At 46.1% G+C, this 24,164-nt stretch carries 24 protein-coding genes; 10 read left to right on the forward strand and 14 right to left on the reverse strand.

The window, feature by feature from the left end; genetic code table 11:
• The first annotated feature begins 32 nt into the window (after positions 1-32).
• The 3 genes from AB4Z30_RS23880 (at position 33) to AB4Z30_RS23890 (ending at position 4,474) form a co-directional block, all read left to right on the forward strand.
• A complete protein-coding gene (locus AB4Z30_RS23880; protein WP_441929933.1) occupies positions 33-1,388 on the forward strand; it encodes a dipeptidase in 1,356 nt (451 codons plus the stop codon).
• 558 nt (positions 1,389-1,946) lie between these two features.
• Entirely contained in the window at positions 1,947-2,522 is a 576-nt protein-coding gene (locus AB4Z30_RS23885; RefSeq protein WP_441929934.1) for a TetR-like C-terminal domain-containing protein, read from the forward strand.
• A gap of 371 nt (positions 2,523-2,893) precedes the next feature.
• The gene (locus AB4Z30_RS23890; RefSeq protein ID WP_441929935.1) at positions 2,894-4,474 is read left to right on the forward strand and encodes an oleate hydratase; all 1,581 of its coding nucleotides are present in this window, start codon (positions 2,894-2,896) and stop codon (positions 4,472-4,474) included.
• Positions 4,475-5,310: 836 nt separating this feature from the next.
• Here the strand turns inward: AB4Z30_RS23890 and AB4Z30_RS23895 are convergent.
• The 4 genes from AB4Z30_RS23895 to AB4Z30_RS23910 all read right to left on the reverse strand — a co-directional run bounded on the left by AB4Z30_RS23895 (position 5,311) and on the right by AB4Z30_RS23910 (position 8,565).
• Positions 5,311-5,682 carry a hypothetical protein gene (locus AB4Z30_RS23895; RefSeq protein ID WP_441929936.1) on the reverse strand — a complete coding sequence of 124 codons (372 nt, stop codon included), beginning with the start codon at positions 5,680-5,682 and terminating at the stop codon, positions 5,311-5,313.
• Positions 5,683-5,758: 76 nt separating this feature from the next.
• Positions 5,759-6,973 (reverse strand): N-acetylglucosamine-6-phosphate deacetylase, encoded by a 1,215-nt coding sequence (gene nagA, locus AB4Z30_RS23900; protein ID WP_441929937.1) that lies wholly within the window; start codon positions 6,971-6,973, stop codon positions 5,759-5,761.
• A complete protein-coding gene (nagB, locus tag AB4Z30_RS23905; protein ID WP_441929938.1) occupies positions 6,970-7,698 on the reverse strand; it encodes a glucosamine-6-phosphate deaminase in 729 nt (242 codons plus the stop codon). Before nagB ends, nagA begins: the two co-directional genes overlap by 4 nt.
• 3 nt (positions 7,699-7,701) lie before the next feature.
• On the reverse strand, positions 7,702-8,565 hold the full coding sequence (locus AB4Z30_RS23910) for a MurR/RpiR family transcriptional regulator (protein WP_441929939.1): 864 nt from the start codon (positions 8,563-8,565) through the stop codon (positions 7,702-7,704).
• Positions 8,566-8,930: 365 nt separating this feature from the next.
• Here AB4Z30_RS23910 and AB4Z30_RS23915 point away from each other — a divergent pair, with 365 nt between their 5' ends.
• The 3 genes from AB4Z30_RS23915 (at position 8,931) to AB4Z30_RS23925 (ending at position 9,903) form a co-directional block, all read left to right on the forward strand.
• Positions 8,931-9,290, forward strand: coding sequence for a hypothetical protein (locus tag AB4Z30_RS23915; protein ID WP_441929940.1), 360 nt, complete (start codon positions 8,931-8,933; stop codon positions 9,288-9,290).
• A 5-nt stretch (positions 9,291-9,295) separates the two neighbouring features.
• Positions 9,296-9,532 carry a hypothetical protein gene (locus AB4Z30_RS23920; protein WP_441929941.1) on the forward strand — a complete coding sequence of 79 codons (237 nt, stop codon included), beginning with the start codon at positions 9,296-9,298 and terminating at the stop codon, positions 9,530-9,532.
• Between the two features lie 110 nt (positions 9,533-9,642).
• A complete protein-coding gene (locus AB4Z30_RS23925; RefSeq protein WP_441929942.1) occupies positions 9,643-9,903 on the forward strand; it encodes a hypothetical protein in 261 nt (86 codons plus the stop codon).
• Between the two features lie 201 nt (positions 9,904-10,104).
• Here AB4Z30_RS23925 and AB4Z30_RS23930 read toward each other — a convergent pair whose 3' ends face one another.
• The gene (locus tag AB4Z30_RS23930; protein ID WP_090919235.1) at positions 10,105-10,332 is read right to left on the reverse strand and encodes a helix-turn-helix domain-containing protein; all 228 of its coding nucleotides are present in this window, start codon (positions 10,330-10,332) and stop codon (positions 10,105-10,107) included.
• 332 nt (positions 10,333-10,664) lie between these two features.
• Here AB4Z30_RS23930 and AB4Z30_RS23935 point away from each other — a divergent pair, with 332 nt between their 5' ends.
• Positions 10,665-11,504 carry a methyl-accepting chemotaxis protein gene (locus AB4Z30_RS23935; RefSeq protein WP_441929943.1) on the forward strand — a complete coding sequence of 280 codons (840 nt, stop codon included), beginning with the start codon at positions 10,665-10,667 and terminating at the stop codon, positions 11,502-11,504.
• A 110-nt stretch (positions 11,505-11,614) separates the two neighbouring features.
• On the opposite strand, the gene AB4Z30_RS23940 is transcribed toward AB4Z30_RS23935, so the two are convergent.
• The 5 genes from AB4Z30_RS23940 to AB4Z30_RS23960 all read right to left on the reverse strand — a co-directional run bounded on the left by AB4Z30_RS23940 (position 11,615) and on the right by AB4Z30_RS23960 (position 17,171).
• On the reverse strand, positions 11,615-12,631 hold the full coding sequence (locus AB4Z30_RS23940; protein WP_441929944.1) for a YhcN/YlaJ family sporulation lipoprotein: 1,017 nt from the start codon (positions 12,629-12,631) through the stop codon (positions 11,615-11,617).
• Positions 12,632-12,939: 308 nt separating this feature from the next.
• A complete protein-coding gene (locus AB4Z30_RS23945; protein ID WP_441929945.1) occupies positions 12,940-13,926 on the reverse strand; it encodes a DUF4340 domain-containing protein in 987 nt (328 codons plus the stop codon).
• Positions 13,923-15,317: a GldG family protein gene (locus AB4Z30_RS23950; protein ID WP_441929946.1), complete on the reverse strand. Its 1,395-nt coding sequence runs from the start codon at positions 15,315-15,317 to the stop codon at positions 13,923-13,925. Before AB4Z30_RS23950 ends, AB4Z30_RS23945 begins: the two co-directional genes overlap by 4 nt.
• Positions 15,318-15,321: 4 nt before the next feature.
• The gene (locus AB4Z30_RS23955) at positions 15,322-16,038 is read right to left on the reverse strand and encodes an ABC transporter permease subunit (protein WP_441929947.1); all 717 of its coding nucleotides are present in this window, start codon (positions 16,036-16,038) and stop codon (positions 15,322-15,324) included.
• Complete coding sequence (locus AB4Z30_RS23960) at positions 16,035-17,171, reverse strand: ABC transporter ATP-binding protein (RefSeq protein WP_441929948.1); 1,137 nt, start codon at positions 17,169-17,171, stop codon at positions 16,035-16,037. The genes AB4Z30_RS23955 and AB4Z30_RS23960 overlap by 4 nt, the downstream gene beginning before the upstream one ends.
• A 229-nt stretch (positions 17,172-17,400) precedes the next feature.
• Between AB4Z30_RS23960 and AB4Z30_RS23965 the strand changes: the two genes are divergently transcribed.
• Positions 17,401-18,474 (forward strand): glycosyltransferase family 4 protein, encoded by a 1,074-nt coding sequence (locus AB4Z30_RS23965; protein ID WP_441929949.1) that lies wholly within the window; start codon positions 17,401-17,403, stop codon positions 18,472-18,474.
• 314 nt (positions 18,475-18,788) lie between these two features.
• Here AB4Z30_RS23965 and AB4Z30_RS23970 read toward each other — a convergent pair whose 3' ends face one another.
• Both AB4Z30_RS23970 and AB4Z30_RS23975 read right to left on the reverse strand, forming a co-directional pair.
• Positions 18,789-20,279 (reverse strand): DHA2 family efflux MFS transporter permease subunit, encoded by a 1,491-nt coding sequence (locus AB4Z30_RS23970; protein WP_441929950.1) that lies wholly within the window; start codon positions 20,277-20,279, stop codon positions 18,789-18,791.
• A 238-nt stretch (positions 20,280-20,517) separates the two neighbouring features.
• Positions 20,518-20,877: a hypothetical protein gene (locus AB4Z30_RS23975; RefSeq protein ID WP_441929951.1), complete on the reverse strand. Its 360-nt coding sequence runs from the start codon at positions 20,875-20,877 to the stop codon at positions 20,518-20,520.
• Between the two features lie 193 nt (positions 20,878-21,070).
• On the opposite strand from AB4Z30_RS23975, the gene AB4Z30_RS23980 reads away from it, so the two are divergent.
• On the forward strand, positions 21,071-22,309 hold the full coding sequence (locus AB4Z30_RS23980) for a glycosyltransferase family 4 protein (protein WP_441929952.1): 1,239 nt from the start codon (positions 21,071-21,073) through the stop codon (positions 22,307-22,309).
• On the forward strand, positions 22,306-22,476 hold the full coding sequence (locus AB4Z30_RS23985) for a hypothetical protein (protein WP_167375712.1): 171 nt from the start codon (positions 22,306-22,308) through the stop codon (positions 22,474-22,476). Before AB4Z30_RS23980 ends, AB4Z30_RS23985 begins: the two co-directional genes overlap by 4 nt.
• Before the next feature lie 98 nt (positions 22,477-22,574).
• Here the strand turns inward: AB4Z30_RS23985 and AB4Z30_RS23990 are convergent, their stop codons facing one another.
• Positions 22,575-23,153 (reverse strand): GNAT family N-acetyltransferase, encoded by a 579-nt coding sequence (locus AB4Z30_RS23990; protein WP_441929953.1) that lies wholly within the window; start codon positions 23,151-23,153, stop codon positions 22,575-22,577.
• Between the two features lie 259 nt (positions 23,154-23,412).
• Positions 23,413-24,129 carry a glycosyltransferase gene (locus AB4Z30_RS23995; RefSeq protein ID WP_441929954.1) on the reverse strand — a complete coding sequence of 239 codons (717 nt, stop codon included), beginning with the start codon at positions 24,127-24,129 and terminating at the stop codon, positions 23,413-23,415.
• Positions 24,130-24,164: the final 35 nt, after the last annotated feature.

The following is a 24,164-nucleotide window of genomic DNA, read 5'->3' on the forward strand; positions in this document are numbered from 1 at the left end:
ATTGAAAGCAGATTTGAAGGAGGCCTTTTTCAATGAACGAACAAGCATATTTTGAGCAAAACCGGGACAAACATCTGGCAGAATTGAACGAATGGTTATCCATTCCAAGTATTTCCGCCATTTCTGAGCATAAAGAAGATACTCAACGTGCGGCACAATGGGCAGCGGATGCACTTACACGTGCTGGTATGGAAAATGTCGAGATTATCCAAACAGCAGGTCATCCGATTGTTTATGCAGACCATCTGCATGCTCCGGGTAAACCGACAGCCTTGATCTATGGACACTATGACGTACAACCGGTTGATCCACTTCACCTGTGGGAAACCCCTCCTTTCGAACCAACGATTCGTGATGGGAAGCTATACGCCCGCGGTGCAACGGATGATAAAGGACAAATTTTCATACATATCAAAGCCGTTGAAGCACTGATTGCCGCAAATAAAGAGTTGCCGATTAACGTGAAATTCTGCATCGAAGGCGAAGAGGAAATTTCCAGCCCGAACCTGCCGATTTATTTGAATGACAACACCGACAAATTGCGTGCAGACATGGTGCTGATCTCAGATACGTCCCTTTTGGAAAAAGGAAAACCTGCCATCTCCACGGGCCTGCGCGGCCTGTGCTCGATGCATGTGGATCTGTTCACCGCCAATACCGACCTGCATTCCGGTTCCTTCGGCGGCGGTGTACCAAACGCGCTGCATGCCCTAGTTTCCTTGCTGGCATCTTTGCATGATGAGCAAGGCCGCGTGAGCGTGGATGGATTCTATGATGGTGTTCTGCCGTTGTCCCCCGAGATGAGAGAAGAATTCGTGAAGCAAGGCTTTAATGAAGAACAGCTCCGTCAAGATCTGGGACTTGAGCAACTGTATGGTGAGGAAGGGTATTCCTTTGTAGAACGTGTCGGCGCACGCCCAACACTAGAATTGAACGGCGTATGGGGCGGATTCCAGGGCGAAGGCAGCAAAACGGTCATTCCAAAAGAAGCTCACGCTAAAATTACTTGCCGTCTTGTTGCAGATCAAAATCCGCAGCATGTACTAGATCGCATCGAAGCTCATCTGCGTGCACATGTGCAACCAGGAGCGACATTGCAGATCAAACAGATTGAGAAGGCTTTTGCTTTCAATACCGATCCGACTGATCCTATCCTGCAAAAAGCCGCAGACGCTTACGAAAAAGTATATGGCGTGCGTGCTCTATTCACCAAAGATGGCGGGTCCATTCCAATCGTTGAGAAGCTTTCCCGCGTGCTTGGCGTTCCTGCCGTAATGATGGGCTTTGGTCTGCCAGACGAAAATTTGCATGCACCAAACGAACATTTTAACCTGGAGAACTTTGATAAAGGTTTGCTGACCGTCGTAGAATTCATGAAAAGTTTATAATCGTTAAAAAACACGCTTACATGGAGGTCACTACGCAGGGAGAATAAGCTTTCGATCGCTGTTATTCCCAGATTTCTTTGATCCCTTTTCTAAAGGGAGAAATCCGGTAATAAAGGCGAGCGCTTCGCTTCTACAGCTTTTTTCTCCCCACTCCGTTTAACGTGTAAATTTTTATTTAACCCCTATTAGAGGATAATCTATAAGAGAGCGTGGTTCGCTTCTTCAGAATCGATTTCGCCCCCTCCACTTAAGTTAAGCGCGTTCCCATAAGTCGTTTTAAAAACGTAATCTAGCTTTTACGGGATGTGTAAAAAAAGAAAGGGTGCTTTCGTGGACTTTCCGGTGCACATCATTCTTTCCTTCGCTGTTATTTTCGCTTCAATAATGTAATAACGTAATAACGATGGCCTAAACGGTCATCGTTTTTTTATTTTTCTGTGTTTGCAGTGATCAATACAATACCATATTTAGGTAAAATGTGTTAGCCTTCTTATGTACGATTTCAGTAGTAAACCATGTCATATTACGACCCCAATCTGAATGATGAGGTGAACGGTAATGTCTGCTTCCCATTTGACCAAAACCGCGCTGGCTCATTCGCTTAAATGCCTGATGGAACACATGCCCCTCAATAAAATTACAGTGAAACATCTGGTGGATGACTGCGGTGTAAATCGGCAAACATTTTATTATCATTTTCAAGACATTTACGCCCTGCTTGGTTGGATTTACGAAACGGAAGCAGTAGAAAGCATCCATGCATACCGCAGTTATGATATGTGGACCGAAGGGTTCTACAAAATTTTCTGTTACATCGAAAATAATAAGGCTTTTTGCTGCAATACTCTTGAATCCCTTGGACGTTCTCATCTGGATGGTTATCTCTATCAAGTGACTCATGATCTGATTATGGGTGTGATCGATGAACTGGCATGCGGGATCAAGGTTCGTAGCGAGGATAAGGAGTTTGTTGTTAATTTCTATACACTGGCTTTCACAGGCATGATTATTCAGTGGATGAGAAATGACATGAAAGAACCGCCAAAACAGATTATTGATCGGCTGAGTGAACTGATTGAGGGCAATGTGCTCAGGGCGCTGCATAAGTATGAGCATAAATATGTGTACGAGTAAGTGCATCTACAATGAAACCAGTATTAGTAACCAAGAATAGCCGAACATTCAGCGCACTAGTAAGAATGCACACAATGATAGGCGCAGAAGAAAATAACAAGCTGCCATCCCGTTTAGGATGAGCGGCTATTTTGCCGTTATCGGGTTTGTATTGACGAGTTTGGCGATTGATTAGGCTGGCTTCTCTATTTGTGTGAATAACTATACGCTGCATCGGCATACCATTTGCTCGATTCAACGACCTAACACTAGACATTTTTCCAAAAGTGACTAAAAACCAGACAGCTCTCTCCTTTTGATCATACCTTCTTTTCCGGTGCAGGTTTACATTGGAAATGTGAAGAATACACCATCTTTGGAGGCGATTGATCGTGAAAAAAGAACATGGCTCTAAACAGGTTTATTTTGTAGGCGGCGGTATTGCATCCCTCGCGGGAGCGGCTTATTTGGTCAGAGACTGTGACTTCCCCGGCGAAAATATTCACATCATCGAGGAAATGCCCATTCTTGGGGGGAGCAATGACGGTGCAGGTAATCCAGAGCAAGGTTACGTCATTCGCGGTGGACGGATGCTCAATGATGAGGCATATGAAAACCTGTGGGAGCTGCTGGAGACCATCCCTTCCATAGAACATCCGGGTATATCGGTCAGAGAAGAGATTACGGCTTTTGACAACGCTAATCCCACACATTCCAATGCACGGTTAATTAACCGTGATGGTCAGGTGGAAGACGTATTGTCCATGGGTTTTGATATGGCCGACCGCCTAGCGATGGGCAAACTCATCATTACGCCTGAAGACACGCTGGGTAAATTGCGGATCAACGACTGGTTTGCACCCCACTTTTTCCAAACGAACTTCTGGTACATGTGGGCGACGACGTTTGCCTTTCAGCCTTGGCATAGTGCGGTGGAGTTCAAACGATATATGCTTCGCTTTTTTCACGAGTTTCCGCGAATTCAAACGCTCGAAGGGGTTACACGTACACCCTATAACCAATATGACTCCATCATTCTACCGCTGCACCGATATTTGGAGCCGTACGGCGTAGATTTTACGCTGAAATGCACCGTTACGGATTTGGACTTCAAAAAAGGCGACGGAATCACGGTCACAGGTATGCATGTGCGGCGGAACGGTGTCGAAGAAGTGATTAACATTGACGAAGGGGATTTAGTGATTGTCACGAACGGCTCCATGACAGAGGGTGCCGATCTGGGCTCCATGACATCCGCTCCAACATTGAACGGCAAGGGCAGCTCTTGGAAGCTGTGGGAGAACATCGCGGCGAAAAAACCGATGCTGGGCAATCCTTCTTCGTTTAACGACCATGTCGATGAGTCTAAATGGGAGTCATTTACTGTCACCTTCCAGGACTCGGTCTTCTTTGATCTGATGGAAAAATTCACACGCAACCGTGCAGGTACAGGCGCACTGGTTACATTCAAAGATTCGAGCTGGTTTATGTCCGTTGTTTTGGCTTTTCAGCCCCATTTCCGCAATCAGCCTGAGCACGTCAAAGTCTTCTGGGGTTATGGATTATATCCTGATAATGTAGGGGACTATGTGAAAAAAAGAATGTGTGATTGCACCGGGGAAGAGATTATGCAAGAATTGATTGGCCATCTTCATTTTCAGGAGCATCAAGAGCAGATCATGGCAACAGCCAATTGTATCCCATGTATGATGCCGTATATCACCGCGCAATTCATGCCACGATTGAACAGTGACCGGCCTCAAGTTGTGCCGGAAGGTTCAACGAATCTGGCATTTATCAGTCAATTCTGCGAAATTCCGGACGACGTGGTATTTACGGAAGAGTATTCGGTGCGTGCTGCCCGGATTGCCGTATATACGTTGCTTGGCATCAATCGTCCCGTTGAGCCGATCCATCAATATCAATACGATGTGCGGACGCTGTTCAGCAGTTTCGTGACTTCGTTTAGATAGTAGTTGAATAGTTGAAGCTTAGATTGATGTGATGTGATTCATTTTCTATGACTGTTAAAATAAAATATCAAAATGTTAAATCAAAATATCAAAAGAGCCCTGTTAGATCTAAAATGTACCCTTGGTAAAGGACATTTTAATTCTTTGACAGGACTCTTTTTTGGATGTATCTTTTGTAAAACTGTAAAGTATGTAAGAACAACCACCATAAATAGAAGTACCAATGCTGGGCGGCACAACTCTTTCGCGAGAGCAGCAAACAAAAAAACAAAGAACAGACTAAAAAAACATAGAGCAAACCGAAAAACATAGACAAAAACTAGCTACTTGATGCTCTAACGATCACCAGAGAGCTTATTTCACACTTTTAGAGTCTTTTAAAAATCTAACGATCACCAGAGACCTTATTTGCGATGGAACGTCTCTTTTACACCCTAAAACTGCTCATTTACATGAAATAGTGTGTGTGGTGATCGTTAGAATGGTGAACACTGCAAAATAGGTCAAATAAGCTCCCTCAGGATCGTTAGAGTTCAAGCATAATTGTCACAGTCTTGACTCGCTACTCGCCACTTGCCGCAACGGTTTAAAGTGTGAACTATTCGCACTGCTTGCAGCTCCCAGCACGCAGCGCCATGCTTCATGAGGAGGGTGGGCAACTCCCAGCACGTAGTGCCCTGCTTCATGATGAGGGTGGTCAGCCACAACTAAGGACGTTTTTCGATACTTCTTCGACATATTTGGATTATTACTTGGTTCCCCACTCTACTGTTCGTCAGGATAAAGTTACAGGCATGCATCATCCATCCTTGACCAACTCAGCCTTTATTCCAACGTTACGGACGGAATGTCGTGAATTTCAGCATGTGCACCAGTTTGGAGAAATGGGTTATCTCCTGATCTACATCTTTGGTGTCAGTGCCTGCCATGGCCTGATTGGCTCGCAGCGTTCTGCGCGTATTCAGCATACCTTCGATCAGCTTCATGACCGTGTTGCGTCCACGATGATCCACAATCATGTATTTTTTACGTTTATCCAGTTCAATCCATACGATGTTATTAAAGGTTATGAACAAATGTTTGCGGTACTGCTCCATATCCGTCTCGTTGTAATGCTCGCCATAAAAAGCATAATATCCGTGAATGTGCAGCTTCTCCGCCAGCATAGGGATAAACGGATCATGTTCCAGCATGGCGTTACGTTCCATGGTTCATGCCTCCGTTAATGATCCGCAGATCTCATTTTTGAGATCTATTTTAACATATTGTTCAGCGTATTTCCTCTCAACTACCGACCCTTCTGCCTTTCACCCACACCGTATCAATCTCCAAATCCTCATTCAGCAAAACGATATCTGCCTGCTTCCCCCTCGCCAGGGAACCAGTTCGGTGGTCGATCCCTAGCAAACGTGCTGGCGTCAAGCTGGCTGCTCTGGAAGCAGCGATCAGACTCAGCCCTACCTCCTGCACAAGATATCGGAAGCCGCGAACCATAGTCAATGTGCTACCTGCCAGAGCGCCGCCTTCTTTCAACCGTGCCTCACCGTTCTTCACAATAACGGGCAGATCACCAATCTTATATTCTCCGTTCTCCAGCCCTGCTGCCGACATCGCATCGGTAATCAGCACAAGCTGATCATTTCCCTGCTTCAATTGAGCAAGGATTGAAATTGCGGCAGGATGCACATGTATGCCATCGGCAATCACTTCGGCACTGATACGGGGATCACTTAACACGGCTCCTGCTGTTCCCGGCTCACGATGGTGTAGCGGTGTCATCGCATTAAATGTGTGCACAGCATGATGCAATCCGGCCTCCACTGCGCGCTGTACGTCATCGTAAGTTGCATCCGTGTGACCTAGTGCAGCCGTAATCCGCTGTTCCCGCAGCCAGGAGATGACCTCCAGTGCCCCTTTACGTTCTGGTGCCAGCGTCACCTGGCGAATGAGGCCGGGGTATTGCTTTTCCCATCCTTGTAGCCAGCTGACGTCAGGAAGCACGATATGATCGGGATTTTGCGCACCAGGCCACTTCGGACTGAAAAATGGCCCTTCCAAATGCACACCTTCCAGTTGAGCATAGGGCATTTCCTCCGAACGGTAGCGATCTACTTCAGCCAAAACATGATCCAAACGTTCCTTCGGAGCTGTCATGGACGTCGCCAGCATCGCCGTTGTTCCCTGGGAACTATGAAATGAGGTGATCTTGTCCAACACATCAGGGCTGGCATCCATGAAATCTTCACCGTTACCGCCATGCACGTGGATGTCGATAAATCCAGGTACAATAAGCCCTTCACCTTTTACAGGAAGTGATCCAGCTTCCCGACGAATCTGTTCAGGCAGACCTTCCGGTATGCCGGCATACATGATTTTTCCAGCACGCCAGGCGATCAGGCCGTCTTCCAGCAGTTCATCGGCAAGCAGCAGTCTGCCGCGGAGCAACGTTATTTTATTTTCTAACTCACTGCTACGGTCTGTAGGATTGGTTTCGGTCATCTAACCAGCCTCCCTGCCGCTCGATCCAGCAATACAACCACGTTTGGATGACATTGCAGCAAAGATGCAGGACAGGAGGTTGTAATCGGACCCATGAACGCTTCGCGGATAATCTCCGCTTTTTCCTCTCCACGGGCAATAAGCAAGATCTGTTTCGCTTTTAAAATAGAACCGACTCCCATCGTAATCGCTTGTGCTGGTACTTCGTCGATGCTATCAAAAAAACGTGCATTCGCTTTTCTCGTCTCTTCCTTCAGTTCCACCACGTGGGTACGCCCTGTCAATTCCGTTCCAGGTTCATTAAAACCGATGTGACCATTATGCCCGATCCCCAGCAATTGCAGATCCACTGGCCCCCGCTCCTCCAGACGTTGCTCGTAACTATCACATTCGGCTACTAAATCTGCAGCCTCGCTATTCGGCACATTCGTACGGGATAGATCAATGTCAATATGATGGAACAGCTGTTCATTCATGAAACTGCGATAACTTTCACGATGTTCTGTAGGCAAGCCTACATATTCATCCAAATTAAAGGAAGAGGCCTGTGCAAAGCTCACCAAACCCTTTTGATACATCGTAATTAACTGCTTGTAAATGCCCACAGGTGAACTTCCCGTTGCAAGCCCAAGTACGGCACGAGGTTTCGTTTGTAGCAAGCTGGCGATTAAGCCTGCACCTGTCGCGTTCAAATCTTCTTCATTTTCAAAAATACGAATATTCATCTGTCAAGCACCTCCGGTGTGATGGAAACGATAGGACTGCACATTGTGATACGACTGCTCAAGTTTAGGTATAAATTGATCAAAATCTGCACTGACCATGCCTGTAAACAAAATATCAATCACATGCAGCAGCGCAATGCGTGAAGCCATATCGCCGCGCCGCATCCCTTCTTCGAGAGAAGATGTGAAAAGCGGAATATGGGATACGGCAGCAAGTGAGTTACTGCCATATGACGTCAGCGAAATGGTGGAAGCTCCCGCCTGTTTGGCACAAGTCAGCGCATCAATCGTCTCTGGTGTTTCACCTGTATACGATACGGCCAGCGCCACATCTCCTTGCCCCAGCGAGGAAGCGGACGTAATCTGCATATGGGAATCGGAAAACGCGGTACAGCTTTTACCGATCCGCACCAGCTTCTGATAAAAATCCTGTGTAACAATGGACGAAGTCGCCACACCGTACAGGTCAATACGCCGGGCCTGGCACAATAGCTGCACGACTTGTTCTAACCTGCCCAAATCCAGTAACCGTGTTGTATCCGCAATAGATGCGAGATGATTCGCTTCAATAGCCTCGACGATTTTGGATAAAGGGTTGCCTGCAACAATATCCTGATAAGCTGTTTCATTTGGTGCGTGCGACAGCTCGGCGGCAAGTTTCATTTTGAGATCGGGGAAACCTTTGAAGTGAAATGATTTGCAAAAACGAGTCACGGTCGCCGCGCTCGTCCCGCTCTGTTCAGCCAATTTGTTAATCGTCATTCCGGGAACATCCGACGGCGATTGTAGAATCACCTCGGCGATCCGCCTTTCTTGAGACGGCAGATGGTTTAATTCTTGCTGCAACGCATGTAAGATAGCTGCCATAAGCACCTCTTTTATTTTTAATATGAAAATTATTTTTATTATTTTTATCATTATTAAGAAAATAGTTTTTACACCTTTATTCTAATCAAGCCGCATTGGCAAAGCAAGAGGATTTTTCGCTTGAATTGATATGCTGAATTACTGGAAATCATGTAGGCTGTAACCAGGTACGCTTCATTTGAAGTTTTCTCACAGTCTGCTAAAGTTAATCGTATGTAATTGTTATTCCATTCGCCCGTATTTGCGCTCATACTCTTAGTTTACTCTTACCTTACTCTTACTTTTACTTTTTCCTTAGTAACAGGAGCAGAACAAGTGACGCGTCTATATGGGATGATTCGGGGATCAAAAAAGGAGCACTGCTTATGAACCGCAGACAGCGTAATAAAATCGTTCCAAACATTTGGATCATTGCCACTAAGTGTAGTGACACCGTCGACAATTATATTGCCCTCTATGCGATGGATTGGAAACGTGGAGCCAGGTTGAGCTGGGAAGGTTGGAAACGCTACGAAGACGTCTTGCAATTTCACGTGCCGATCAAGCGAAAAGTGGAAGGACGCGCCAACTCATCGCAGCCTGCCGCTAAAATTGCCAAAAAGGCGTTGTACTTACAGTTAAATGAAGCACAGTATGAGGAATTGGAGCAGTTATTTTATCAACCGTTTTCGAGGAAAAGATGGAAAGCGTTTATGAAGGAACATACTTGTAAAAAGGAGGTTTAATTGAAGTGACCAAAAAGTGGATTTGGATTGTTGCTTCTATTATAATTGTTGTTGTGTTAACGATCCCAGCGTATATGGATTATAACGATAGGCAGAATGAGTATTATGTTTTTATGGAGAACAGTTCCAAACATATGACACAAACGTTAGAGAAAAACGATATTCCGTATCTGATTGATGAACGTGGGCGATTACTGATTAAAAGAAAATACGACGAAAAAGTTGTCGTGTGTTGCACTTAATGTATAAGCGTTATTTTCAGCCCTACTCGTAAGAAAAGTCATTCACTTTTAACGTTGTGGAATTATGTTTGTTATATTTAGATCATCAGATTCATAGCGAGGTGAAGCCAGTGAAATGGGAGGACATTACTGAATTGCATTTGAGTCGTTTTGTGCTAGTTGAGGCAATTGAGGCGAGCTCCAATAATCAGCTGCGTCAGTTGGAGGACATGTCAGTTATTCAAGACTATGATGATCCACAAAAGGCATGGAGTGGGTATAAAGAGATGCATAAACTTCACCCCTTACGCGAGTTGTATGTTTTTCATACAAGTAGAAGCGATGTTGGTGTTGTTGAGGAGTTTTTCTCAGGAGTAAGGCAAAGGACATGAAGCTAAAACTTATTAACGGCTTACTCATCATTTCCATGACTGTGACTCATAGGTATTGATCATGATTTCGAATCCATGAGTATAGCGTTTGAAAAGCAGCTGTATTTGTTAAAATACAAACATAAAAGCCTTTCCCCATGCTTCATACTGAAGGATAGAGAAAGGCTTTTGTGTTGCCTCATTTTAACTGTAATTCGCAGGCTAAATCTTCAGTTCTCCGAGCTTAATAAGCTCTACAACTGCCTGCGAACGACCCTTAACATTGAGTTTCTGCATCACATTGGAGATATGGTTACGCACCGTTTTCTCGCTGATGAATAACTGCCCTGCGATGTCACGCGTTGTTTTGTCCTGAACCAATAATTCGAATACTTCGCGTTCACGGTGGGTTAACAAAAATTTGCTTTTATGATGATCGATACCCTTCAATGTTCACCCCTCCTTGCTCGGGTTGTGTTGGTGTAACAAGGTTAAGGGGATACAGTCAACTCATCTTATGTCAGATCAAGGGCGTTGGTTCAGTTTTATAAGAAAAATGGGCAGTTGAATGGGTATTTCAAGTGGGCCAGCACATAACAATCAATTTAAGCAATCACTGCTTGCTCCATTTTTCATTGTGAAAGAATAAGTAATTCTGTATGTTTGCGATATTTCAAATATGTCCTTACTACTCTTTTATTCATTTTCTTCAATCGAGAACCGATATACCTAGAACAACTTGTATTAAAATTAATAGCCTTCCATAAAAGGAGCCACCATTAATGGACATTATTCAAGCCCTAATTGAAAGCATGCCTTATTTTCGGGCAGCCATCCGACAAGATGTGACGTTATCCTTAATTGATCGAGAGAAATATCTGTACTTCTCTTCAGGAGAATCGCTGAAGGAACTGAATTTTAAGACGGGAGATCCAGTCCCTGAGGCAAATCGGAATTTTGCTGATCTGCGAAACGGCACAACAACGACATACAGTCACTTTCCGAAGGAGGTATTTGGCGTTCCCTTTGATGTGGCTTTCATCCCTGTCAAAAATGTCACTGACGAGATTGTCGCTGTATTTACCCTCGTATATAGCATGGAAAACCAGGAAAAGCTACAGCAGTTAATGAACATCGTTGAAGGACTAACCAACCAACTGGTGGACAGTGTGCAACATGTTGCAGCTCATTCGGAAGAGCTGAGCGCTACCTCCGAAGAGATGCTAGGCAATACTAAAAAAGCTGTTCAGACTTCTGGCGGTGTAACTCAGGTGGCTGGATTTATTCGTGAGATCTCCGAGCAGACGAACTTATTGGGCCTTAATGCGGCCATTGAAGCCGCACGTGTCGGGGATGCAGGAGCCGGTTTTGGGGTAGTAGCCAAGGAAATTCGCAAACTGTCTGTTGATACTAAAAATGCCACTAACGAAATTGAGAAGTCCTTACTGACAGTGAGACAGTCCATCCAATTGTTAGATAACGACCTTGGCGAAATTACGGCAAGTTCACAGGAACAGGCTGAGCTCGTCAGCGAATTTATGGAAACGATTAACCACTTGAACGAAACGACCAAAGAGTTAAAGCAATTCTTACAACAATTAATTAGTATTGATGAATCTTAAATAGATATTTAGTGTTTTTTGACCAAAGTAATGTACTTATGTAGAAACAAATATGCCCTTGCAGTGGATAGACATCCTCCGCAAAGGCACAATTGTTCATTCCACCGGCCCTACCGATTCATACGGTTCATCATGCCGCCATCATTATGGTTACGATTCATTAAACCATCATGGTTGCGGTTCATCACACCATCGCCTAAAATACCATCCCGGTGATTGGTGTCGCCCGCATTCGTTGGGAAGATACGTTCTACCATCGATTGGAACGTGTCGATCATACCGCTGACTGGCTTACCGTTACGCAGATCAGCTGCATAGTTCTCAACCTGGCCTACGAAATCTGGGTTAGCCGATACATATACGTTCTCCACGTTTGGCGCGAATTGCTTAATTTTAGCTGAAATTTTACCTTTGATCTCCTCCGGCGTGTTATCATCCGAACTGTCCATCATACGTGGACGCTCACTTCTTGTGCCATAATGACTTTCGTTCATCGGACGCGCCTTGCCACTATCTGTCAAGCCACGCATCATACCGATTGTGCCCGTGCCCATCGTGCCATAGATTCCGCGGTCATTGCCCATATGGCTGCGATCTGTTGCTGTACCCGTATTAAGGCCCGGAGCAATTCCGCTTGTGCTGTACGGAGACATCGTGCCCGATCCGCCATGGACACGCATCCCGCCCATATCCTCATTCATCAAGCCGCCACGCATCGTATCACTGGCATAATTACGCATCGTGCCATTCAGACGACCACTCGGTTGACCTGTCGATTTGCTCTCCAGCTTGCCTGCATGTCCATGAGCCAGACGCACTGCAACATAAGCGTTACGATCCGTCAACATGACGTGAGCGGACTCGACTTCCTTCATCTCGCTAATACGCTTTGCCAGCTCATCGCTGGATCTCAGGTCTGTGACATTGTGCATCCGGTAACTTTTCGCACGAATACCATCCATACCGTTAGTTTCAACACCGTAACGATTGATGCCATGCGCTTGCTCACGAACACTTTGTGTATGCATGTTATTATCGCGATTCCCACAACCCGTCAAGCCGGCCATTACAAAAATTGCAGTAGACAATGATAACGTAATCGCTGTTGCCTTTTTGACTGTTGGCATGTAATGTTCATCCTCCAATGTGGTTGGTTTGGTTCACATGGATAGGATGCGCGTCTGCTGTGATCGATATGCTGAAAGGATATGGCACTTTGACTTACCAAGTTAGCACATGTTTGCTTTTTGTCTAGGGAAGTTCGACTCGGAAAATTTTTTCGATAAAACAACAAAGAACAGTACTGCATTACGACAGTACTGTTCTTTTCCCCAACTTACTTTCTGGAAGAAGTCGCGAATGATGTTGAATTTTTTTCAGATGCAGCTGAATGTTTAGAAGCTGTAGAAGCTGAATCTTCCCCCGATTCTGTAGATTACTCTCCAGACTTCGAAATGGTACTGGATGTTTTGAGTTTCTCCGAATACTTCTCCACTTCTTTCAGACCAGCCGCATCCATCGCATAGGCCCACCCTTCATCCGGAGTAATCACCCAGATCGTATCTGGATCCAAAGAGGTCGTCAACAACCGATAAACCATAGCCGTCTCTTTTCCGTTCACTTGTTGCTGGACTGACAAAGTGGAGCGAGGAATCGCATCTTTTAAATCGGACGCCTTACGAACGTCATCGGCGGTAGTCAAATTTTTAATTTGACCGATCAGCGATATCGCATCTTCTGCCTTAATGGATTTTCCATTGATCGTCCACGTATGTTCAGACGCCGTATCCCCTTCTGCCGATGCCTTTAGCATCCAACTCGCCGCTTCTCCTTCCCATTCCAGCGTACGAACATTAGACTCATCCATGTTAAACGGGGTGGTGTCCATTAATCCACGGCGTGTGAGAGCCATATTGGTGACCGCTTCATTTTTCACAGCAACCACTGCTCCTGAATTCACTTGCACATAGTGCGTATCTCCCGCAGGCAATTGGCTACCAATGGCAAGCTTGAATTCACGCCCATCCTTCACTTTGATATCCAGACGTGTAGCCGCAGAGCCCAAGCCGTACTTCTCTACACCCTTTGGCGACTCTTCGACAATCATCTCCTGGTCTGCACTACTCATCGCATCAAGCAAGCTGCCAACACTGTATTCATTTAGCGGATAGTTTTTCGGCTCTGTCATGTGCCAGACTCCATCTTTTAGTTCTAACGTTGACACCGCATCTGAATCCGAACCTGTACCGGACTTATCTCCAGTCCCCTCATGCAGCGTAATAGCCTGAATATCTGATGATGATATACCCAGAAGTTTGGCCCGTACCGCCTCTTCTTCCCGAAAATAATTCTGATTGGCTGCATACACCCAACCTGCAATTAATATAACAACGACCACTATTGTTGGAATTAACCTTTTCATACTCGTCTGCGCCTCCACCATAAGAGTACACCGATAATCACAAAGACAAGCGGGAATGCAACAATCGCTGCAAAAAATATGACTCTGGCCTGCTGACCATTCAGATATGCGGTCTCATAACCAGCCTGTACGCGTGGACGGATTGTTAGACCGTCTTGCTTTTCACTCAAATAATTCACAATGTTCAAAATGAAATCCCGATTGCCGCCATTTATTATTTCCGAATCCTGCATGAAAATGGACGACCCCAAAATAACCGCTTTGGGCTTGCCATCATTCGTATCTGCGGCATAGCCAAGATCTACAGGCCCCTGGATGTCCACATCCTTATCATTATTCGTTTCATTTTGCAGCAAACCGCTAATATTGGTCTCTCCGTAACTTTCATTCGAGGAATGCATCAACGGAGACAGCTTATACTTGTCCTGCTCCTTGCTGGTTAGTGCAATCGACAGAGACAGCATCGGGTATAGCTTGTTCTGAGCAAGTTTGTCTGTGATCGCATGACTTCCGTACTCAGGGGCAAGCCACAGCGGACCCATTGTACTGGCTTGATTGTTATCCACCATAACTGCATGCTCATCAACTACGCCGTAGTCTGCGATCAACGCATCGATATTTTTCCAACTGGACTTCATATCTTCTGCAAAACCGAGGGATAATAACAGCTTACCCCCATTGCTCATATAAGTACGAATAGCTTTCAGCTCTGCGTCACTGAGATCTCGCTGTGGCCCGATTATAGCGAGTACATTGGCATCATCAGGTACTTTGTCAGCCTGGTTAAGCTGTAACTCCTCTGTTGTGACATTATTCTGTTCCAGTGAAGATCGCAAAGTCCCCATCTGATCGAGACTCAGTTCTTCATGTCCGGTCAGGAATGCCATTTTTTTCGTCTCCGTGGAGGAAAGATTCATCAGTGCCTGTGTCAATTTCTCTTCACCTGTAAACTGGTAAGACCCATCACTTCCGTCCCCGTTCGCAGTGAACAAGCTGGCAATGTCGATGACCTTATGCCGATCTCCCTGCTCGAGCACGATTGAGCTGCCCGTAATCCCGTACTTGGAGGCAAGCGCAGGTTCCTGCGTCAAGTTGTACTGTTTCATTTTCAGCTTGCTGCTGCGTTTGGCATACTCTTCAATCATATCCGCTACTTCGCGGTTCAGGACGGTATTGTTTGCATTTTCAACTGTTAATACGAGAATATTGACATCATCTTTGACATTTTTGATCGCTGTAAGGGACTGGTCAGATAATGTATATTGTTTATTTGAAGTCAGATCGAGTTGGAATCCGCCAAGCGAATTCAGGAACAGGGTTAGCAAAATAAAAATGCCAATCACCGCGACGGACAAGACGGTACTATTGGTATGACTTAACCATTTTTTCATCTTCTCACCTCCACCGCTTCCGTTCCACAATTTGAATGCTTAACAGTAAAAACAAACCCGAAAGTGTTATATAGTACAGAACATCCGGGCCGCTGAGCACACCTTTGGTAAAATTGTCAAAGTGCTTTGTCAGCGCAAATGGATCAAGCCACTTCTGCAAAGCAGATCCCGTATTGCCAGCAAATGAATCAAGCATCCACAAAACGAGCAACATAATAAAACCCGCCACCGCGGACACCATCTGATGCTGAGACAACGTGGAAGCAAAAAGTCCAATCGCCATCATGCTGGCACCGAGGAAGAACAAACCAAGGGCAGATAACCAGACCGACGTAAGATCCAGCTTCCCGTAAAAAGACATGATAAACGGATACACCAGACTGCACAAAATCAGCACGAGCAAAATGGCGAGTGAAGCCAAATATTTTCCGAAAATAATCTCGGTCACTCGTGTTGGTGAAGTCAGTAGCAGTTCGTCTGTTCCTTGCCTAAACTCCTCTGCAACGAGCCGCATCGTTAACAATGGCACGACAAAAAGCAGCATAGACAACGTATCACCCAAGACAAGGCGGTAGTCTACAATGCTCGGCTGATAGTATACAAAGCTGGAGTAAAATAACAGACTCGTCATGAGCACGTATACGGCAAAAGAAAAATAAGAGGTTGGTGACAGGAAATATGCCTGCAACTCCTTGTTACAGATGGCCATCATTCGTCTCATTTGCTTCCCTCCCCTTCATCGGAAGTTGAATCCAAAGAAGTTTCTGACCCTGTATCATCCGCATCCTGTAGGTTTTCCCCGGGGGTTAATGCTTCCTCGGTTTCAGTAATCTCCGACGTTGTTAACTTCAGGAAGATTTGCTCCAAGCTCAGGTTCTCACGTTTCATCTCCAGAATAGGCAAGCCTGCACCAGACAACAGATAAAATAGTTCTTCCCGGTAATCCTCGGACGTTTCCCCGGTAAGCCTTACATGAACGGTAGAAGGCGCGCTGGAGACGACCTCTCCTGATGCTCCAAATTGACTTGACGTTGCTTCTAAGCTTCTTTCAGAAGAAGCGGAAGAAGATGTAGCTACAATTGGAATAATCTCCGTTTCTGCCTTCTCCCAAGGTGACAATACCTGTAACAACTGCTGCTCCGTTGCTTTAACTTCAAGCGACACCTTGAAACGATCCCCCATGGCAGAGCCAAGATCCTGCGGAGAACCATCCAATACAAGTTTTCCCTGATTAATGATCAGCATGCGATTACAGAGTGTACTTACTTCAGGCAAAATATGCGTGCTAAGCAGCACGGTATGATTTTCGCCCAGTTCCCGAATCAGATCCCGGATTTCAATAATTTGGTTCGGATCAAGTCCGGACGTCGGTTCATCCAGCACCAGCAGATCGGGCTTATGTATGATCGCTCCGGCTAGCCCGAGCCGCTGCTTGTACCCTTTGGACAATCCACGCACCAGCTGTTTTTCCCTACCCTGCAATCCCAGCCTGCTGACCATCTCGCTAATCCGAAGTTTGACCTCACGCGCAGGCACATCCCGCAGATTGGCGACAAATTTAAGATACGACTGCACCGTCATATCTGGGTACAGCGGCGGCGTCTCGGGCAGATATCCAATTTTGGAGCGGACGCTCCGTCCCTGATCATGGACCGATACACCATCGACCAGAACTGAACCTTCAGTTGGATGCAGATACCCTGTAATCATTCGCATCGTCGTCGTTTTGCCGGCACCATTGGGTCCCAAAAATCCAACAATCTCGCCTCGCTCCATGGTGAAGTCCAATTGGTGCACACCGCGCTGGCCTTCGTACACTTTGCTCACCTGTCTCACTTCGAGCACGTCCTTCATCCTTTCCCGTTAAAAATACCCATGCAGCGCTATTAGACACAACACGGGAAGTTATTTGTATGATAGGAGATGTACGCTAGCCTCAGCTTAAGATCACTTAAAATAAAGCTTAATTTTTTTTGTCTAAATTGTGAACTTTCAACATTGTACCCACACCCCGCCCTTGTGTCATACGTAACATACAGTACAGGAGAATGAGCTCCTGACCATAAGTCAGAGGGTGAATCGTGTGAAAGTATTGTTCACGTTTTATGTTCCAAGCGGCGGCGTGGATACGCTGAATCGGTTGCGGACCGCTGTATTGAAACGTCATGGCATAGAGGCGCATTTATTGTATTTGAATACAGGCTCAGGTTTGCAGAACAACAGCGATACTCGTATCTTCACCGCCTCCAGTGACCAGGATATACACCATCTGATCCACAGTCAGCACTATGATGCCATTATTACCACTTCGGATATTGCCATGCCTGGCCGTTTGAGAGGTCTCGGTTACAAAGGTCGGATTATTTTTGAGGCACAAGGCCTAGGCACGCGGGAACAAGCACTGGAAACCATTGAAATGGCCGTTCCCTACCTTCAGGCTCACTGTGATGCTGCTGTATTGCCGCCAACCGATCATCTGCTGGATATGTTCATTCATATCTGTCCATGGCTTCATCGTTTTGTCATTCCCAATATGCTGGACACAGACAACTTTGCCCCACTTGCTGTTGACACTCCGCCTTATCCCGTACTTGCGTGGGTCGGGCGTCTGGAGCATAACAAAAACTGGCGGGAATACCTCGAAATTTCCCGTGCGATTATTAAAAAGAAACCAAAAGCCAGACTGTGGCTCTTCCACGATCCCACTTTGGCTAATCCGGAAGATGAGGTCATGTTCCGGCATCTGCTCGCCGAGTATGGGTTACAAGATCGCATCGGGATCTTTGTAAACGTTCCCCACTCAGAAATGCCAACCTTCTATTCCATGGTTGCTGCTTCAGGAGGGATTATGTTATCCACTTCTTTACTCGAAGGTTTCGGTTATGCCGTAGCCGAAGCCATTAGCTGTGGCTGTCCCGTCCTCAGTACAGATTCGGATGGCGTTCGTTTATTTATTACTCACAACAAAACGGGAAAGTTCTATCCCATCGGTAATGTGCCCGCTGCAGTAAACGAGGCCATGGATCTGATGAACAACAAGAAATTGCGCGAATATATTCGCATTCAGGGAAGACAACATCTGAGCCTGTCCTTTTCACCCGACCGATACGCAGCCTCTTTCCGCGAAATGATGACGGCTTTGAGAATTTTTCATTGAAGGTTGAATAACTTGAACTATGGATGATTTACATGGACCACTCCGATGACAGAATAACCATCCAATCGCTGTTATCCCCAGATTTTTTGGATTCTCTTTTCCAAAAGGAAAAATCCGGTGATAAGCGTATGCTTCCGATGTAGCTTTCTTGCAGAAAGCTTTGAGGCGAACGCTCCGCTTTTCCTGGTTTTTTCTGTCCTCTCCGTTTCTGTGTAAATAAATTAGTGCAAGTTATTCGAGAATTGGGTAATCAAAAGGCAGTTCAGAAGCGTATGCTCTGAACTGCCTTTAATTTGTTATATATTGGAAATTCATTAATGTCCCATCATCATCGCCGGGTCAGGACTATCTCCTGTCTGCAATTCCGGTTCCGGTTCAGCCATACGCTTCGGTTTGCGCAGAATCAGACTAAGCACGCAACCGAACAGCGCAATACACGCTGCGAGCAAAAACGTATCATTGAATCCACTCACTAATCCGTTTACGATGTCCGCTTTCTCCGTGCCCATTGTGTTACTCGTCACACGAGAGGTAAGGAACCCCGTAAGACCCGCTACCGCGAAAGATACTACGACCTGCTGCGCAGCAGCAGTCAATGGTGTCACACGTGCCACCAGTTTACGCGGTGCTGCATTCAGTACATGTGTGTTCAAAGGCATCATGGACAAGCCCATGCCAAATCCCATCATAAGTAGTGCCGTAATAATAAGACCAAGGCCTGTCGTTGCTGTAATCGTAGACAAAATAAACAACGCACCTGAGATAATACCCAGACCTACAAAGGCCAGTGGTCTTGCTCCGATCTTGTCAAACAGTCGACCACCCAGCGGCATGGAAATCCCGGAAGCCAGCGCTTGTGGGAGCAGGATTAGTCCTGTCTCCAAGGCCGTGTATCCTTTGATTTGCTGTAAGTAGAGCGGAATCAGAATCATCGAGCCGAACAATGCCACTTGGGCTACCCAGGCCAGGACGATACCTCTGGAGAAATCGGAAGAGGTAAACACCCGAAGCTCGAGCAATGGATTTTTTTGACGAAGCTCAACGATAATAAACAGGATAAGCGCTACTCCACCGACAATGACGCCCGTAAGGGTTGTCGCAGACGTCCAGCTCGTGCCGCCTTCACTTACACCGTAAGCCAGCATGGAGAAAGCAATTGGTGCAAGAATCATGCCGAGCAGGTCTAGAGAAGGTGTACGTCCACGATCTGTATCCGGTAAGAAGCGAACACACAAAATGAAAGCTGCGATACCGATTGGCAGATTAATCAGGAAAATCCAGTGCCAGCTTACCGATTCAATAAACCAGCCGGACAACACTGGCCCAAGCGCAGGAGCAAGCAGCATTGGAATACCGAGCATCCCCATAATAGAGCCTCTGCGTTCCGGCGGAGCCAGACGAAACACCATGGCCATCCCGATTGGCGCGACCATGCCTCCGCCAAGTCCTTGAATGACACGATATAAAATCAACTGCTCTGGTGATTGAGCAATCGAACACAAGACAGAGCCAAGGGTAAACATGGCAATGGTGAATAAAAATACTCTTTTGGCCCCGAAACGGTCAGTCAGCCATCCTGCTAGTGGAATTACGGCAGACAAAGCCAGCGTGTACCCTGTAACCGTCCATTGAATCGTTTTCAGGTCAGTCTCGAAGTACTGTACAAGATTCGGAATAGCGACGTTAACGACCGTGCTGTCCAGAATGACCATGATCATTCCGACGATAATCGATAGAAGGGGCAAGATGATCGTCTTGAGTGAAAATGCCTCGGTCTCCTGCGGTACTGTTGTTTGTTGTTTCACGAACTCACTCTCTTTTCCGGCGTCGCCATGGCATCAGGATGAACCGGCCTGCGGACTGCCTATAAATACGATTTTTCAAACCATCGTTTTAAATCATTGTTTTAAACTTTCGTTTTATACTGGTTTAATTTTAATGAAAATACCTTTACTGTCAAGCTATTTTTTATGGGGTTATTTTGCAAAGCAACGACAAAAAAAGGACCAGGCCTCTCGCCTGCTCCTTATCGTTGTGTATACATTAATCCGCAAGTTTGATCATTTGATGCTCTGATAATACACCGATAAGCAGTCCTTCCCCGCTGCGACAATAGATTCGAATCACCAGATGGTTAGGTACAGAACTATTACTTATCATTTTCAACTCACATTTTTCGACAGGCACATTCAGATTATGAATGACATAACTATTCGCTGTCATGCCTGAACCTGGGTTTATATGAAATAAGTTTCGGTACATTTCTCCGTAACTTCCGCTTACTCCAACGTATACATCTGTTCCTTCCCCATCTCCAACATAAGCAACTTCCACGTCCATGTATTTCACAGGAATAAACGTCTGAAGCAAATTTTCATGCATCTGGATGATATATGCGGCCATCTCGTATCCCTCCTGCGGAGTCTGAATTCTTCGCAATTCTCCCTGTAGACAGGATATGTTTCTTCTCGTCCATTGGCATGTATAATCACCCAATTTTAAGGATTGCAACGGATGCCCGGCCTGAATCCTCACTTATTTCATAGAATAACAGGATAGGAGTTCGGCCTGCCCAGGCCGCGACAAGGAGGTCGTTATGAGAGTTCTGCTCGTTACGTATTGGGAACTTACACATATGGGAGGCATCTGGACATATATTAAACAACTCGCCGACAGACTCGCTGCCCTCGGTGTCGAAGTGGATATCATGGGCACCAACAGCGCCAGAAATGAAGTATATGTCCGTAATCTCAATCGTTCATTCTCGAAAGACCTGGTATGGCCCATGCTACAAGCCAAGCTTAACCCAACCGACCTGCCACAATTCACAGCTGACTCACTTCTGGCCTATTACGAATTGAACAGATATGCTTTTGAGATGGCTGCATCCTATCTTGGCGTGGAGCATTATGACGTTATTCATGCACAAGACCCTGTTGCAGCCGTAGCGATCAAACGCATTTTGAAGCGAAATATTCCTCTCGTCACAAGTTACCATGGAGCACTCGCCCGTGAAGCGTTCTATGATGCACAGAACTCCAACCCGCAACTGACACTGCCAGACTATCTTCAATCCAAAAGAGGACGTTATTTCCTCTCACTGGAGCAGCGAAGCGCGGCGCAGTCTGAGCTAATACTCGTATCGAGTCATTGGATTAAAAGCACGGTGACCGAACTCGCGGTGCCGGAGTCCAAATTCAGACAGATTCCGTATGCTATCGATCTGCCCAAGTATCGTAAAGCTGCGGCCGCCAGGTTCCCCCATCGTGCACCTGCTGGCAAGAAGGTCATTGCTTTTACCGGAAGACTTGAATATATCAAAGGGGTTCATGTGCTGATCAAGGCGCTCGCCAGCCTGAAGACCAAACGTTCGGATTGGGTGTGCTGGATTGCAGGAGAAGGCAATCTGCTGGGTGAGTTGCATGGTCAGGCTTCTAACGCTGGTATTGCCCAAGATATCGTATTCTGGGGCAAGCTGGACAACATCCCTTCTTTTCTCAAACAAGCGGACATTTATGTGCAGCCAAGCCTTCAGGACACACAGCCTTTTTCTGTTACCGAGGCACAACTTGCAGGTGTTCCGGTCATCGTCAGCGGCACAGCGGGTATGCCCGAAATGGTTGAACCTGGAATTACCGGCTGGGTCGTGCCTACACAGGATGTCGATTCTCTCAGCGAGCTGCTGCATGCATTACTTGAAGACGATATAACCCGTAAAAAGGTAGGCGCAGCGGCCAAATCCTGGGCTGAACAGCATCGTTCTCTGGAAGAAATGGGATTACGTACACTGGATGTATATCATGAAGCGATCTATAGAGGAGGACTCCGGGCATGACACTGCTTGTTCCAAGTGATCTGTATAATCGCTGGTTTTCCGTTCCCGTCTCCACACCCCACATTGAGGTGGATTACGAGACGATGAACGCACTTATGCAAAAGCTTCCGAAAGGATATGTATTTCCCGATCCGGTATCCATGGTGATTTTGAATGAAAAAGACTAAAAAATCACTCTCCGGGTCTCCCCTTCAAAGCTAATGTGCAAGCATGTACACAAAGAAGCCACAGATCTAAATCTGTAGCTTCTTTTTTCATACTCTACTCATACCTCAACTCTTTTTCTAATTAGGTCGGATGCCAACTTTGAATACATATACAGATCATTAAACGTATCCATCGAACCTGGTTCTGCTCCACTTCCTACTCTCTCGTAACCTCTCAGAGTTCCTTCCCTTGTGAAATCTAGCTTTTCCAGCAGTTTAATAGAGCTCATGTTACGGGGATCAACTTTTGCCTCAATCCGATTGAGTTTCAAAGAAGAGAAGCCATGAGTTAATAGAGCAGATACAGCCTCCATTGCATACCCTCTACCCCAGTAGGCTTTGGCCAGATCGTACCCGATCTCGGCTCTAGCTTGTTCACCATCAAGGTAGTTATAACCGCAGGAGCCTATAATTCTACCTGACTCCTTTTCGATGATCGAGAATCGGATGGCCTGATTTTCCTTAGCCAGATCAGCGAGCAACTGAATCATCTCCAGCGCTTGTTTTTCATCCGAGAATGGGGAAATATTCATAAACCTGGCGACCTCTGGGTCAGACCATACCTGAAAGAGCTCAGTCGAGTCGGAAGCTTTCATTTGGCTTAAATTTAGTCTTGTCGTGTGTAATTCGGTAATCAATACGTTAACCTCCATTATTAGTAGTTAATAGTCCGGTTATCCAATATTGATATCTGCGCATCATTCAGTCCCTTCTATGTACAAGTCACCATTCATTATACAGGAATTTCGCTATCTCATCCTTCTCAAATAAGAGCGGCACCTGAGCAGCATCTTCACACTGCTGCTCAGGTGTTCGCTCCCCATACTCCGTATTTTAGCTAATCATCCTGCTGATCCATGTTGCTCTGCTAGATAGACCTACAATTGCAATCATCCATCATTTCCAATACCCGCCAACATGCAGCAAGTTAAGCAGGGTCGGACGGTGCTTCTCTTGAACGCGTTCCATCTCCGCAACCAGTTCCTTGAAATGTCGTTTCGTGCCCATCGACTCGTGCAATCGATAACACATCAGCGGCTCATTGAAGTAAAACAGCTCATACAGCGGGAACAGTCTTAGCCACATTTCGTAATCATGCGTATACCGAAAATCGGTGTCAAACACCCCAAAGCGCTCAAACGCCTCCATCTCCACCATTACCGTACATCCATTAATCGGGCAGCCTTCCATCAGTACTTGCAGCATCTCCAGACGGCTTCCCACCTCAGGCTGTACCGTATCTAACCATTCGCCATGTTCATTCACGTAATGATACGCCCCATGACAGAACGATGCTTTGACATCAAGCATAAACTGTAACTGCTTCTCCACCCGATTCAGCAGCATCACATCATCCGAGCTCAGCCAAACAAAATAATCCCCTGTTGCATGTTTGATGCCTTCGTTGAGGGCGGTTGCTGTACCGCCGTTCTCTTTGCGAATGTAATGAATCTGATCCATAAATGGCTGCAGTCGTTCTACATGTTTGGTTGAACCATCATCCACCACGATCACCTCAATATGGGGGTATGTCTGGTGAAGGGCACTGTGAACGGCTTGCTCGATATATGGACAATTATAAAAAGGAATCACGATCGATACCTTCGGCTCCATCCGGGCATCCCCTTCCTCCACAAATCTCTGCAAAG

This window comes from Paenibacillus sp. 2TAF8, assembly GCF_052114825.1.
Taxonomy (GTDB): domain Bacteria; phylum Bacillota; class Bacilli; order Paenibacillales; family Paenibacillaceae; genus Paenibacillus.

Excerpts from the sequence above, each read along its gene's own strand:
- AB4Z30_RS23955 (WP_441929947.1), bottom strand. The coding sequence starts at position 16,038 with ATGAGACGAATGATGGCCATCTGTAACAAGGAGTTGCAGGCATATTTC.
- AB4Z30_RS23915 (WP_441929940.1), top strand. The coding sequence starts at position 8,931 with ATGAACCGCAGACAGCGTAATAAAATCGTTCCAAACATTTGGATCATT.
- AB4Z30_RS23940 (WP_441929944.1), bottom strand. The coding sequence starts at position 12,631 with ATGCCAACAGTCAAAAAGGCAACAGCGATTACGTTATCATTGTCTACT.
- AB4Z30_RS23935 (WP_441929943.1), top strand. The coding sequence starts at position 10,665 with ATGGACATTATTCAAGCCCTAATTGAAAGCATGCCTTATTTTCGGGCA.
- AB4Z30_RS23910 (WP_441929939.1), bottom strand. The coding sequence starts at position 8,565 with ATGGCAGCTATCTTACATGCGTTGCAGCAAGAATTAAACCATCTGCCG.
- AB4Z30_RS23945 (WP_441929945.1), bottom strand. The coding sequence starts at position 13,926 with ATGAAAAGGTTAATTCCAACAATAGTGGTCGTTGTTATATTAATTGCA.
- AB4Z30_RS23995 (WP_441929954.1), bottom strand. The coding sequence starts at position 24,129 with ATGGAGCCGAAGGTATCGATCGTGATTCCTTTTTATAATTGTCCATAT.
- nagB (WP_441929938.1), bottom strand. The coding sequence starts at position 7,698 with ATGAATATTCGTATTTTTGAAAATGAAGAAGATTTGAACGCGACAGGT.
- AB4Z30_RS23975 (WP_441929951.1), bottom strand. The coding sequence starts at position 20,877 with ATGGCCGCATATATCATCCAGATGCATGAAAATTTGCTTCAGACGTTT.
- AB4Z30_RS23885 (WP_441929934.1), top strand. The coding sequence starts at position 1,947 with ATGTCTGCTTCCCATTTGACCAAAACCGCGCTGGCTCATTCGCTTAAA.
- AB4Z30_RS23960 (WP_441929948.1), bottom strand. The coding sequence starts at position 17,171 with ATGAAGGACGTGCTCGAAGTGAGACAGGTGAGCAAAGTGTACGAAGGC.
- AB4Z30_RS23950 (WP_441929946.1), bottom strand. The coding sequence starts at position 15,317 with ATGAAAAAATGGTTAAGTCATACCAATAGTACCGTCTTGTCCGTCGCG.
- AB4Z30_RS23895 (WP_441929936.1), bottom strand. The coding sequence starts at position 5,682 with ATGGAACGTAACGCCATGCTGGAACATGATCCGTTTATCCCTATGCTG.
- AB4Z30_RS23980 (WP_441929952.1), top strand. The coding sequence starts at position 21,071 with ATGAGAGTTCTGCTCGTTACGTATTGGGAACTTACACATATGGGAGGC.
- AB4Z30_RS23880 (WP_441929933.1), top strand. The coding sequence starts at position 33 with ATGAACGAACAAGCATATTTTGAGCAAAACCGGGACAAACATCTGGCA.
- AB4Z30_RS23985 (WP_167375712.1), top strand. The coding sequence starts at position 22,306 with ATGACACTGCTTGTTCCAAGTGATCTGTATAATCGCTGGTTTTCCGTT.
- nagA (WP_441929937.1), bottom strand. The coding sequence starts at position 6,973 with ATGACCGAAACCAATCCTACAGACCGTAGCAGTGAGTTAGAAAATAAA.